This is a genomic window from Fictibacillus fluitans, assembly GCF_030418125.1.
Classification (GTDB): Bacteria; Bacillota; Bacilli; order Bacillales; family Fictibacillaceae; genus Fictibacillus_C; species Fictibacillus_C fluitans.
In genome coordinates, this window is sequence record NZ_JAUHTR010000003.1 from 20,922 (window position 1) to 33,783 (window position 12,862).

General features: G+C 47.0%; 13 protein-coding genes. 12 read left to right on the top strand and 1 reads right to left on the bottom strand.

Features of this window, described 5'->3' with window-relative positions; genetic code table 11:
- Positions 1-45: 45 nt before the first annotated feature.
- The 9 genes from QYB97_RS07325 (at position 46) to lpdA (ending at position 9,924) form a co-directional block, all read left to right on the top strand.
- Complete coding sequence (locus tag QYB97_RS07325) at positions 46-1,065, top strand: ABC transporter permease (RefSeq protein ID WP_301165332.1); 1,020 nt, start codon at positions 46-48, stop codon at positions 1,063-1,065.
- On the top strand, positions 1,040-1,834 hold the full coding sequence (locus QYB97_RS07330; protein ID WP_301165333.1) for an ABC transporter ATP-binding protein: 795 nt from the start codon (positions 1,040-1,042) through the stop codon (positions 1,832-1,834). The genes QYB97_RS07325 and QYB97_RS07330 overlap by 26 nt, the downstream gene beginning before the upstream one ends.
- A gap of 123 nt (positions 1,835-1,957) precedes the next feature.
- The gene (locus tag QYB97_RS07335; protein ID WP_301165334.1) at positions 1,958-3,292 is read left to right on the top strand and encodes a sodium-dependent transporter; all 1,335 of its coding nucleotides are present in this window, start codon (positions 1,958-1,960) and stop codon (positions 3,290-3,292) included.
- Positions 3,293-3,542: 250 nt separating this feature from the next.
- Complete coding sequence (locus QYB97_RS07340) at positions 3,543-3,941, top strand: thioesterase family protein (protein ID WP_301165335.1); 399 nt, start codon at positions 3,543-3,545, stop codon at positions 3,939-3,941.
- Positions 3,942-4,005: 64 nt separating this feature from the next.
- Positions 4,006-5,106 (top strand): Glu/Leu/Phe/Val family dehydrogenase, encoded by a 1,101-nt coding sequence (locus QYB97_RS07345; RefSeq protein WP_301165336.1) that lies wholly within the window; start codon positions 4,006-4,008, stop codon positions 5,104-5,106.
- Positions 5,107-5,134: 28 nt separating this feature from the next.
- Positions 5,135-6,196: a pyruvate dehydrogenase (acetyl-transferring) E1 component subunit alpha gene (gene pdhA, locus QYB97_RS07350; RefSeq protein ID WP_301165337.1), complete on the top strand. Its 1,062-nt coding sequence runs from the start codon at positions 5,135-5,137 to the stop codon at positions 6,194-6,196.
- A gap of 1 nt (position 6,197) precedes the next feature.
- Entirely contained in the window at positions 6,198-7,196 is a 999-nt protein-coding gene (locus tag QYB97_RS07355; protein WP_301165338.1) for an alpha-ketoacid dehydrogenase subunit beta, read from the top strand.
- A gap of 12 nt (positions 7,197-7,208) precedes the next feature.
- Positions 7,209-8,489 carry a dihydrolipoamide acetyltransferase family protein gene (locus QYB97_RS07360; RefSeq protein ID WP_301165339.1) on the top strand — a complete coding sequence of 427 codons (1,281 nt, stop codon included), beginning with the start codon at positions 7,209-7,211 and terminating at the stop codon, positions 8,487-8,489.
- 1 nt (position 8,490) lies between these two features.
- Positions 8,491-9,924, top strand: coding sequence for a dihydrolipoyl dehydrogenase (lpdA, locus tag QYB97_RS07365; RefSeq protein WP_301165340.1), 1,434 nt, complete (start codon positions 8,491-8,493; stop codon positions 9,922-9,924).
- A gap of 79 nt (positions 9,925-10,003) precedes the next feature.
- Here the strand turns inward: lpdA and QYB97_RS07370 are convergent, their stop codons facing one another.
- Positions 10,004-10,564: a helix-turn-helix domain-containing protein gene (locus QYB97_RS07370; protein ID WP_301165341.1), complete on the bottom strand. Its 561-nt coding sequence runs from the start codon at positions 10,562-10,564 to the stop codon at positions 10,004-10,006.
- 99 nt (positions 10,565-10,663) lie between these two features.
- Between QYB97_RS07370 and QYB97_RS07375 the strand changes: the two genes are divergently transcribed.
- The 3 genes from QYB97_RS07375 (at position 10,664) to QYB97_RS07385 (ending at position 12,860) form a co-directional block, all read left to right on the top strand.
- Positions 10,664-11,383 (top strand): AzlC family ABC transporter permease, encoded by a 720-nt coding sequence (locus tag QYB97_RS07375; RefSeq protein ID WP_301165342.1) that lies wholly within the window; start codon positions 10,664-10,666, stop codon positions 11,381-11,383.
- The gene (locus QYB97_RS07380) at positions 11,373-11,684 is read left to right on the top strand and encodes an AzlD domain-containing protein (protein ID WP_301165343.1); all 312 of its coding nucleotides are present in this window, start codon (positions 11,373-11,375) and stop codon (positions 11,682-11,684) included. The genes QYB97_RS07375 and QYB97_RS07380 overlap by 11 nt, the downstream gene beginning before the upstream one ends.
- Positions 11,685-11,984: 300 nt before the next feature.
- The gene (locus tag QYB97_RS07385) at positions 11,985-12,860 is read left to right on the top strand and encodes a Cof-type HAD-IIB family hydrolase (protein ID WP_301165344.1); all 876 of its coding nucleotides are present in this window, start codon (positions 11,985-11,987) and stop codon (positions 12,858-12,860) included.
- The last annotated feature ends 2 nt before the right edge of the window (positions 12,861-12,862 follow it).

The window sequence follows — 12,862 nt, forward strand, 5'->3', positions numbered from 1 at the left end:
GTAATCTTTGCTTATTAAATCGCATTTTACAGGAGGGATAACATAATGTTTGCACTCTTCAGCTCTTTGGAATCGGGGGTCATCTATGCCATCATGGCTCTCGGAGTATATCTGTCCTTTCGGATTCTGGATTTTCCGGATCTGACCGTAGATGGCAGTTTTGTTACAGGAGCGGCCATTTCAGCCACGCTGATTGTAAATGGGCACAATCCGTTTTTGGCGACCATAGCTGGCATGCTGGCGGGTTTTATAGCGGGCTGTCTCACGGGAATTCTTCATACAAAAGGAAAGATCAATCCGCTTTTGTCAGGTATCCTGATGATGATCGCCCTTTATTCTATTAATCTCCGGATTATGGATCAGCGGTCGAATGTTCCGCTGCTTGGTGAAGATACTTCGTTTACCCTCATCACGGGCTTTTGGCAGAAGCTCGGTATTGACGGTGCGGTCAATAACGTGTTTACAGCCATCGGACTGGGAGAGAGCCTCCCGAAAACATGGGGGATTTTCATTATTATGGCGATAGTTACACTGCTGATCAAGTTTGCCGCCGACTGGTTCCTGAGAACAGAGGTGGGTCTGGCTATCCGGGCTACAGGCGACAATAAACGCATGATCCGCAGTTTTTCGGCAAACACGGACAGCCTGACGGTTTTAGGATTGGGGCTTTCCAACGCATTGGTAGCGTTTGCGGGTGCACTCATTGCCCAATACGGAGGATTTGCCGATGTTGGCATGGGGATTGGGATGATTATTATAGGGCTCGCTTCCGTTATTATTGGTGAAGCGCTGTTTGGCACAAAATCGATTGGTCGTGCAACACTTGCCGTTATTCTCGGAGCAGTGGTCTACCGGATCATCATCGCGTTCGCCCTGCAGATTGAATTCTTTGAAACGGGCGACCTGAAGCTGATCACAGCCCTCATTGTGGTATGTTCACTTGTCCTCCCCAAATTACTGGATGCGCGGAAAGAGCAGGCAAGAAAAGCAAAGAGAAGACAGCTTCACCGTCAGGCTCTCGAAAGGAAGGGTGAAGAAATTGCTGCAACTAAAATCGGTTCATAAAATATTTAACGAAGGTACGCCGGATGAAAAGATTGGACTGTCCAATATCCAGCTGGTGCTGGAACCCGGTGATTTTGTTACCATTATCGGCAGCAATGGAGCGGGGAAATCCACCCTCATGAACGTGATTTCGGGTGTTCTTTATCCTGATATGGGTGAACTGCTCATCAAAGGTAAAAACGTTCTCAATCTACCCGAGCATAAACGGTCAAGATTTATTGGCCGTGTCTTTCAGGACCCGATGGCAGGTACTGCTCCGACAATGACCATCGAGGAAAACCTCGCCATGGCTTATGCAAGAAACAAGCGAAGGTCACTGAGGCGGGGCCTTACAAAAAAATCAAGGGAGTTCTTCCAGGAAGCAGTAAAGACTTTACATTTGGGGCTGGAAAACCGCTTTACAGCCAAAGTGGGACTGTTATCCGGCGGAGAGCGCCAGGCGCTTTCCTTGCTGATGGCCACATTCACCGAGCCGGATATTCTGCTGCTGGATGAGCACACGGCAGCATTGGATCCTTCACGCGCTGCACTTATCACAAATTTAACAAGAGAAATTGTTTCAAAGCACGGTTTGACGACATTAATGGTTACCCACAATATGCAGCAGGCCATCGATTTGGGAAACCGCCTGATCATGATGGATAAAGGGCAGATTATTCTGGATGTGGATGAGAAAAGCAAAAAGCAGCTTACCGTGGAACGGCTGCTTGAGGAGTTTAAAAGAATACGCGGAGAAAAAATGGCAAGCGACCGGGCATTGCTTTCATAAAAGCCCTGTAACACTTTACCAGCAGTAAGAACGCTGGGACGCCTTGATTTTTCTTCCCAAAACAGGTAGACTTTGAGCTTAAATATACGGTAATAATCAAACTCAAGTGGGAGGAAATTTTTTTTGAAGCAGCATGAGCAATGGACGTCAAAATTGGCCTTTATCCTGGCTGCAGCAGGTTCTGCGATCGGGCTCGGGGCGATATGGAAATTTCCCTACGTTGTAGGAACAAGCGGTGGAGGAGCATTCTTTTTACTATTCTTGCTCTTTACCTTTATTATTGGTTTTCCTCTCCTGATGGCCGAGTTCGTCATCGGCAGGGGAGCACAGAAAGAAGCCATTACAGCGTACCGCATTCTTGCGCCCGGCTCCGGATGGCCATGGCTCGGAAGAATGGGAGTGGCAACAGCCTTTATTCTTTTATCTTTTTACAGTGTGATCGGCGGATGGGTGATTCTTTATTTATATAAAAGTGTGACCGGCCAGGTATTCGGCCAGGATTACAGCGCTTTGTTCGGAAGCTCCATATCCAATTCCGGTGCTGTGGTGTTTGGACAGTTCCTGTTTATGGCCATCACGATATTTGTAGTATCCCGTGGAGTGAAAAGCGGGATTGAAGCGGCAAATAACATTATGATGCCAGCCCTTTTTATCATGTTTATTGTTCTGATCCTCCGCTCTCTTACTTTGGACGGAGCAATGAAAGGCGTTGAATTTTTTCTGAAGCCGGATTTTTCATCCATTACGGGGGAATCTGTCCTGTTTGCTCTTGGACAATCCTTCTTTTCTCTCAGTGTGGGGATTTCGGTTATGGCAACCTACAGCTCGTATCTGTCAAAACAGGAGAGTCTGCCGAAATCGGCAACGACCATTGTCAGCCTGAATGTTGTGATCTCACTGCTTGCAGGGCTGGCGATTTTCCCCGGTGTTTTTTCGCTTGGCTTAAAACCAACGGAAGGGCCAGGACTGCTCTTTGTTGTACTGCCTGCCGTTTTTGAAAAAATCGTATTCGGACAGATTTTCTTCGTTATTTTTCTGGCTCTGTTTTTATTCGCAACACTTACGTCAGCTTTCTCCATGCTCGAAGTTATCGTAGCTTCCATCATTAAGGACGATGTTTCCAAGCGTTCAATGTGGTCATGGATTATGGGAATCCTTATTTTTCTTGCAGGAGTTCCGTCGGCGCTTTCCATGGGCGTATGGGGAGACTTTACACTGTTCGGCAAGAACATATTCGATTCGCTTGATTATCTTGTCAGCAATGTTCTCCTTCCGCTGGGCGCACTGTTTATTGCGTTGTTCGTAGGTTTCCGCTATCCGAAAAACAAGCTGTATGATGAGTTTACGAGCGGTGCAACAGTCGGAAGAAAAAGCTTTGCGGTCTGGCTGTTGCTGATTCGTTATGTTACGCCAATCGTTATTCTTATTGTTTTCTTAAACCAGGTTGGGCTGTTTTAATACATTCGCAATTATGTTTACAGGAAATGCCGGGCAGACAATGGGCCCGGTTTTTTTGTGTGTTCCATCTTCCCAGGAGCTGAAATCTCAGGGTATACATTGACTGTTTATTTAACAAAATGATATTATAACGTTAAGAAAACGTCATACAATTATCGAGTTGAATAGTGTGAATCGTAGAGGGCATGGACCGGAGCAGGACATTGTCCTCATTCTTTGCGGTTTAACAATTTCATAATGAGGTGAAAAGATGAAACCAGGGATGAAGATAGGGGACACGGCAACGATAACTGCCAGGGTTACGCCCGAAATGTTCGCACAGTTTGAGGGAAAGCTGGTTCATCCGGCCTATTCTACCGTTTCGATGGTTTATCATATGGAATGGGCAGCAAGGCAAATTATTCTTCCCTTTCTTGAAGAAGATGAGGAAGGAATTGGAGGCGGGATTAAAGCGGCTCATCTGGCACCAACGCCTGAAGGCATGGCCCTTTTCATTACAGCAACGCTTACGGAATTGAAGGGAAAGGCTGTGATTTGCGAGGTGGTGGTCCGCAATGAAAAAGCGGTTGTGGGGCAGGGGGAAGTTACGCAATATATATTGCCGAAAGCACACATCTCGAAAAAACTCCAGGAAATGAAAGTTTTATAGAATGAAATGTAAGCGCTTACTTTAAAGCGACAAAGAGTCAAAGGATCATGAGGGGGGAGAAAGCATGTTTGAAAAAATATCGCAGCATGAACAAGTAGTATTTTGCAACGATCCGGCCAGCGGGTTAAAAGCAATCATCGCCATACATAACACCACGCTTGGACCAGCGCTCGGGGGATGCAGAATGAGGCCGTATAAATCTACAGACGAAGCACTTGAGGACGTTCTCCGGCTTTCCCGCGGCATGACCTATAAATGTGCAGGCGCAGACGTTGATTTCGGCGGGGGGAAGTCAGTAATCATCGGCGATCCTACAACCGATAAATCTCCCGCATTGTTCCGGGCTTTTGGCCAGTTCGTAGATTCATTGAACGGAAGATTTTATACAGGTACAGATATGGGGACAACACCGTCTGATTTTGTGCATGCACTAAAGGAAACAGCATGTATTGTCGGAGTGCCGGATGAATACGGGGGAAGCGGCGATTCCTCTGTTCCGACAGCCCAGGGAGTCATTTATGGGTTAAGAGCCACATTAAAGACCCTTCTAGAAACCGAGGATCTGTCCGCAATGTCATACAGTATCCAGGGGCTTGGAAAGGTTGGCTTTAAAGTGGCTGAGCAGCTGATAGCGGCAGGGGCACGTGTTTATGTTACCGACATTAACCCCCAGGCCCAAAAAAGCCTTGTAGAGCGGGCTGAACTTCTGCCAGGCAGTGTAGAAGTAGTTGAGGGGAACGAAATCTACGGTGTGGATGCCGACATTTTTGTTCCCTGTGCACTCGGAGGTGTCGTCAATGACGAGACGATTGACAGGCTGAAGGTTAAAGCAGTAGTAGGAAGTGCCAATAACCAGCTGCTGGAAGATAAACACGGAATCTATCTTCAGCAAAAAGGGATTCTTTATGGCCCAGATTATATCGTGAACGCAGGAGGACTCATCCAGGTGGCCGACGAGCTTTACGGTCCGAATAAAGCCCGCGTGCTGAACCAGACAAAGGCCATCTATGATTCTCTTCTTGAAATCTATAAACAAAGCAGGGAGCAGGATCTTTCAACTATGGAAGCGGCCAACCGCTTTTGTGAAGACCGGATCAATCAACGAAGGAAGCGAAACAGTTTCTTTTCGCATCAACAGCGGCCAAAGTGGGCCGTCAGGCATTAAAAGATCCTAAACTTAAGGAGGAGTTAATGTGGAGAAGCAATTTCCCAAAAAGCAAATTCTGAATGAAGATGGCGTAGTGGTGGATCATGCCTTTAAAAACAGGCTGGACGAGAGCCTGGTAAAAACACTTTATACGAAAATGTTCAGGGCCCGGATGTTCGACCGAAAAGGAGTCAACCTTCAGCGGCAGGGGCGCATCGGCACCTATGTCCCTTTTGAAGGCCAGGAAGCGGCACAGATCGGCAGTTCAATGGCGATGGAAGAAGGAGACTGGATGTTTCCGACGTATCGTGACCATGGAGCGACCTTAACGTTTGGCCATTCGTTAAAAAATGTGCTTTTGTACTGGAAGGGACGTCAGGAAGGCTGTATCCCTCCCGACGGGAAAAAGATTTTTCCTCCTGCTGTGCCCATCGCTTCCCAGCTGCTTCATGCGACAGGAGCGGCTTGGGCCGAAAAAATGAAAGGAACGGACCGGGCCTCCATCGTTTATTTTGGAGATGGCGCCACTTCTGAAGGTGATTTTCACGAAGGGCTGAATTTCGCCAGTGTGTTCAACATTCCAGTGGTCTTTTTTAACCAGAATAACGGATTTGCCATCTCGGTTCCGATTGAAAAGCAAATGAAGTCCAAAACGATCGCCCAAAAAGCGGCCGGATATGATATCGAAGGCATCAGGCTCGACGGAAACGATGTGTTTGCAGTGTACTTCCATACGAAAGCAGCAGTAGAGAAGGCTCGTGCGGGAGGCGGACCGACGCTGATCGAAGCCGTTACATGGAGATATGGAGCTCATACAACAGCAGATGATCCGTCCAAATACAGAGACCAGAATGAAAGTATAATCCGCCGTGAAACCACGGATCCACTGGCTCGTCTTGAAAAGTATATGCAGCAGGAAAACATCTGGGATTCATCATGGCAAAAACAGCTGGAACAAGACATCACTCTTGAAATTGAAGCAGCGGTACATGAAATGGAGAACGAACAGCCGCCGCATGTGGGAGATATGTTTGACCACGTGTTTGCCGAAAATCCATGGCCGATTGAAGACCAAAAAGAAGCATATGCGCTTGTGAGGGGGGAATAGCATGGCTACAGCAGCAGTTGGCACAAAGAAACTGACGCTTGTTCAGGCAGTTACCGACGGACTGAGAACCATGATGAGAGAGAGTGAAAATGTGATTGTTCTCGGTGAAGATGTCGGACGGAATGGAGGAGTATTCCGTGCAACCGACGGATTAATGGAGGAATTTGGCGAAAAGAGAATTATCGATACGCCGCTTGCAGAGTCGGGCATTATCGGCACCTCCATCGGCCTTGCCATGAACGGATTCCGGCCGGTTGCCGAAATGCAGTTTCTTGGATTCATCTATCCGGCATTTAACCAGATCATGACACATGCCTCGAGAATACGTTCGAGAACCCTTGGGTCATTTACCGTTCCCATGGTTATTCGTGCTCCGTTTGGTGCGGGTGTCCGTGCGCCTGAAATCCATTCGGATTCGGTTGAAGCTCTGTTTACGCAAATGCCCGGCATCAAGGTTGTGGTGCCGTCCAATCCTTATGACGCGAAGGGACTTCTCATTGCGAGCATCGAAGACCCCGACCCCGTTCTGTTTCTGGAGCCGATGAGATGCTACAGAAGTTCAAAGATGGACGTCCCCGAAAGTAAATATACCGTTGAAATCGGAAAGGGCCGTGTAATGAAGGAAGGGAATCAGGTAACCATTTTGACGTATGGTGCCATGGTGGACGCTTCTTTACAAGCGGCAAATGAAGCAGAAAGCAATGGGGTCAGTGTGGAGGTCATTGATTTACGGACCCTGTATCCGCTGGATAAAGAGTTGATTGCGGCGAGTGTGCAGAAGACGGGGAGAACGGTCATCGTACATGAAGCACCATCCACCGGCGGTCTCGGAGACACCCTCATTTCACTTATCAATGACACGTCATTCTTATACATGAAGGCACCCATTGAGAAAGTTACCGGATTTGACACACCTGTACCGATGTTTGCGCTGGAAGATCATTACCTTCCCAATGCAGCAAGAATTTCAACTGCGATTCATAAAGTGATCAACTTTTAGGAGGGCTTGTTTATGGTGGAAGTTAAGCTGCACGATATTGGAGAAGGCATGCACGAAGGCGAAATCCTGCACTTCTTTGTCAAAACAGGGGATGTGGTTGCCATTGACCAGCCTCTTGTGGAAGTCCAGACTGACAAGGTAACCGCAGAGCTTCCTTCCCCTGTTGCAGGAAAAGTAACGAAAATTCTTGTGAAAGAAGGAGAAACCGTTACGGTAGGAACCGTTCTGCTCTGTCTTGAAAGTGAAGGAGCTGCTGCAGCTGTTTCTAAAACACCTGAATTGCAGAAACCTCTAATTGAAACAGGAATGAAAAGCAGCCCGTCCAATCCACGGGCGTCTATAGCGATGCTCACCAAGCGGGTGCTCGCAGCTCCGTATACCCGGAAAGTGGCAAGGGAGCACGGCGTGGACATTGAGCAGATTACTGGAACTGGACCTGCCGGGCGCATCACTGAGGAAGATGTTCTCCGTTTTGTCCATGGAAACGAAGTCTCCATGAAGGAAGAACAGCCTGTTGCCCCAAGGCTGGCTGACCCGGTCGCTCAAAATCCAGTCGGCCCTGTTGCAAAAGAAGTGACTGCAGGTGACATGGAAGAAATCCCTTTCAGGGGACGAAGAAAGCAAATCGCGAAAAAGATGACACAATCCTTGTTTACCATACCGCACGTGACCCATTTTGAAGAAGTGGATATGACGAACGTATTGGAGCTGAAAAAACAGCTTAAATTGCTGGATCCAGAAAGCAGCAAGGGCTTTTCGGTTTCCGTTGCTTCCTTTTTTATTAAAGCAATCCAGCTGGCTCTTGTTGATTTTCCTATCTTCAACAGCAAATTGGATGAGGAAAAGGAAGTCATCCGGCTTGAAAAGCAGGTGAACATCGGAATTGCGACGGATTCAGACGACGGACTGATTGTTCCTGTCATTAAAAATGTCGAACGCCGCTCCATTAAAGACATTAACCGTGACATGAAAGAGAAAATCACAAAGGCGAAGGAAAGTGCGCTTACGAGGGAAGACCTTACAGGCGGGACATTTACCATTTCCAACGTAGGTCCGCTCGGCAGCATGGGGGCAACGCCAATTATTAACGCTCCTGAAGTAGCATTAATGGCTTTTCATAAAACAAAGAAAATGCCGGTGGTTATCCAGGATGAAATTCAAATCCGTTCGGTAATGAACGTGTCCATGTCCTTTGATCATCGTGTGGCAGACGGCGCAACAGCAGTGCAATTTACAAACCGGTTCAAGGAACTTATTGAAAATCCTTCGGTAATGGTATTGGAGCTGATCTAAGATGGTTGTAGGTGAATTTGTTCAAAAAAGGCAGCTGATCATCGTGGGCGGCGGGCCCGGTGGCTACAATGCCGCCATTCGTGCCGCACAGCTCGGGCAGGAAGTGACCTTGATTGAAAAAGAAGAGCTTGGCGGCGTTTGCCTCAATACAGGATGCATTCCTTCCAAGACCCTGACTCATGCGGCATCACAATATTCCTCCATGCCGCACCTTAAGGAACTGGGAATTCATACAGAGGCGGTACGGTTTGAATGGCCGGCATTTATCGAGTATCAAAAAAGGACCGTCTCGGGCCTGCAAAAAGGAGTGGAAGCTCTTTTTAAAGCAAACAAAATTGAAATTATCAAAGGAACCGCCACGTTTATGTCAGAAAACCGGATCGGAGTAGATTCGGGCCATCATTATGAAATGTATCAATATGAAAATGCCATTGTGGCAACAGGTGCAAGGCCGGTGATGCCACAGGGTATCAGCCGGACTGAAGGGAAAATCATATACGCTGAGGAATTGAGAAACCTAAAACAGGTCCCGGGACATGTAGTGGTATGCGGCTCAGATTATATCGCCATAGAGACAGCCATGGCTTTCCGCAATTTAGGGGCAGATGTGTCCCTGATCTGCAGGGATGATACGTTTGGACTTGATGAATCCATTGCCCGTGAGCTTAACCGGGTATACAAGAAAGCGAAAATCAAACTGTTTAAAAAGGCCGAGCTGGTTGAAGCTTCGGCAGGCGGGGAAACGGTCACCATCACGCTTCAAAGTGAAAAGGAAAAAGTAACACTGGATGCCGATGTTCTGGTTCTGACTGAACGTTATCAGCCGAACACAAATGAATTGGGCCTTGAATTTATAAAAGTAACTATGGATGATGAGGGATATATCGCAGTTAATGAATATGGGGAAACCAGTGTGCCCGGAATTTTTGCTGCGGGGGATTGTACCATCGGAATGAGGCTTGCCAGCAAGGCAATCAAGCAGGGGAAAGTCGCTGCTGAGCGTATTGCAGGGATTGCCTCTGCGTACAGCCTGGCCGTTGTTCCTCAAGTTATTCACAGCACACCGCCTATTGCAGCCGTCGGTTTGACCGAAAAGGAAGCGAGAGAGCAGGGATATGAAGTTAAAACGGGTCAGTTTGCCATGGGCGGCAACGGATTTGCCAGCCTGAGCGGACAGAAGGAAGGTCTGGCAAAAATGATTATGGACGCCAAGACAGACTTGCTGCTGGGAGTCCATATGATGGGGGCGGGAGCTGCGGAAATGATCAGCACAGGTACGCTGGCACTTGAAATGGCGGCCAGAGAAGAAGATCTTTCGTATCCGGTTTATGCTCATCCATCACTAAGTGAAACATGGCTTGAGGCGGTGGAACAGGCAACAGGAAAAGCCATTCATTTACCTCCTGAACGCAAAAAAGAAACTGCAACATCATAAAGCTTTGGAACTGCACCTGGAATTTTAGCTCTGCTAAAATCTCCGGGTGCAGTTTTTTTATTCTTACTGCGCATAGCTGTTACGCGCGGGGGTACGGATAATGAATCATCATGATCAATCTGGCAGGGGTATCTCCAAGATTTTGATAACAGTGCGCAAAGTTGGCGGCAAACCGCAAATTTTCACCAGCTGATAAGCTGTAAGTCATTTCATGAACCGTTAGCGAGAAGCTGCCTTCTTCGACTAACAGATATTCTTCCACGCCATCGGGGTGGGCTTCAGAGGCATAATCACAGCCGGGAAGAAGCTCCAGTGAGTAAATCTCAAACGATTTCCCCGGTTTGACCGGAAACAGCGGCCGGACCAGAAAGGTGCCGCTGGTATCGGCAATCGGATCCACCTCACTCGTGATAACTTTTTTTATGGAAGGCTGGTCTTCTTCGACAAAGGAGCTGAATGACACTCCAAATCCATTTGCAATTTTCCACAGCGTGCTCACCGTCGGGTTGGATTCTCCACGCTCGATCTGGCTGAGCATCGGTTTGGAGACCCCGGTTGCCTGGGCGGCCTGGTCCAGGCTCCAGCTCCGATGGCTTCGCATGGCTTTTAATCTTTTGCCTATGATTTCAGTTAAATTCATATGAAAAATTACTCCTTGTGTAATTGTTTTCCATAACATACAATATGTATAATATAACATACTTTTCTGAACAATGTGAATAAAGGAGTGTTCTACATCATGATCCCGATTCCCGCTATTTCTGCTGCAAATCATGATTTCAAAAGGGGAATTCAAGCAGGGCTCTCCATTGCCATCGGCTATTTGCCCATTGCCTTTACATACGGTCTTCTCGCAAAAGCGGGCGGATTGTCATTGCTCGAAACGGTTGGCATGAGTGTGATTGTGTTTGCGGGGGCTTCCCAGTATATTGCTCTTTCCATGATTGCAGCGGGTACAGGTGCATTTGAAATTATTATTACTGCTTTTATTATGAACATCCGCCACTTGCTGATGAGTGCTTCACTAAACGAAAAAATGGCAGAGGACGCAAAATGGATCAAAGCCATATATGGTTTCCTCATTACAGATGAGACCTTTTCTGTAGCCGCGACCAGAAGCGAAAAGAAGCTCACCTCTTCCTTTATGCTTGGCCTCGGTGTAACGGCCTACGGAAGCTGGGTGATCAATTCGGGCATCGGATACTTAATCGGTGCGGGATTGCCGGAAACCGTTCAGGCCGGAATGGCGGTTGCGCTGTATGCCATGTTTATCGCCCTGCTTGTTCCATCTGCAAAAAAATCCGGCAAGGTGATTTTCCTTGCGGGAACAGCTGCTCTCTTGAATTCGCTGTTTTCAATGTATGAGCCGCTGTCAGGAGGATGGGGCATTATTTTATCGACCATTATTTCAGCAGCTGGCATTGAATTTCTGATGAAGGAGGAAGCCGATGGAAACTAATTTACTCTGGATGATCGCGGGGATGGGGGTGGTAACCTACCTTCCGCGCGTGCTTCCGCTTATTATACTGGATACCAGCATCATCCCACGTAAATTGCAAAGTATCCTGAAGAATGTTCCTTTCGCCATTCTTGGAGCACTGATTTTTCCGGGAATTCTTCATATTAATGATGCAAGCATATGGTATGGTATTGCAGGAGCGGGTGTGGCTGTATTTTCTTCCTTGTTGAACTGGAACATCATTCTAGTGGTTCTGAGCTCAGTGGCAGCCGTGAGTCTTTTCTCTTTTTGGGGATTATAACATAAATTTCCATAAGGATAAGGTTTTCTTTCCTGGCTCACTATGTTAGTATGAGTACCCAAACGATAGGAGGGGATTTAAATGTATTTGCATATCATTCGCTTTGCATTAATCGGTTTGTTTTCAATGACGGCGGTTTCCCTCATGTTGTTTCAGTCTCTGGAAGTTTTTCATGCTTTTTTGGACATTTTTACAGGTTTTTTCCATAGAGATTAAAGGGTAAAGAGCTATACTTAGCTCTTTTTTTTATGAAAAAGGGTAAACTGAAAAAGGAATGACGGAGATAAAGGATGATATTGGATGAAACTTATAGCAATAGATATGGATGGAACACTTGTCAGCAAACAGCTGAAGGTTACCAAAGCAAATAAGGAAGCCATTCAACGAGCCCGTGAAAAAGGGCATGTTGTCGTTATTGCGACTGGAAGATCCTTTGATGAAGCACGCTACACACTGGGAGAAGCGGATCTGCATCTTCCGCTGATTTGCGTGAACGGGGCAGAAATTCGAAACGAAAAATGGGAAAAAGTGACCAGCATCCCTATTCCATTCAAGCAATATTTTAATGTGGAAAAGGCACTGCGTGCGAATAATATTTACTATGAAGTCTATACAAGTGAAGGAACCTATACCGATAACCGGGAGAAGGCCTTCAAAGTGATGAAGGATATCGTGCTCACTTCCAATCCTGATGCGACAGAAGATGATGTTCATAAAGCGGCTCTGCGCCGTTTTAAGCTGGGAACGGTCAAGTATATTAAGGATTACGATCTCTTGATGGAAAAGGAAGGCCTTGAAATCTATAAAATTCTTGCCTTTTCGAGCGAACCGGACAAGGTGGCCAATTCGGTGGAAAGATTGAAACAGATCGATCATCTCGCCGTCAGTTCTTCCGCCAACAACAACCTTGAAATCACGAATGCGGACGCACAAAAAGGAGCTGCACTGGAAAAATTCGCGAAACTGCAGAACATCAGTCTTGAAGACACGATGGCCATTGGCGACAATTACAATGATGTTTCCATGCTTGAGAAAGTGGGCATCAGTGTTGCCATGGGAAATGCCTATGATGAAATCAAGAGCATCGCCAAATTCGTGACCAAGACGAATGACGAAAGCGGAGTCGCCTATGCGATTGAAAATTATTTGGAAGAACGCAAAACAAGCCTGGCTTAAGA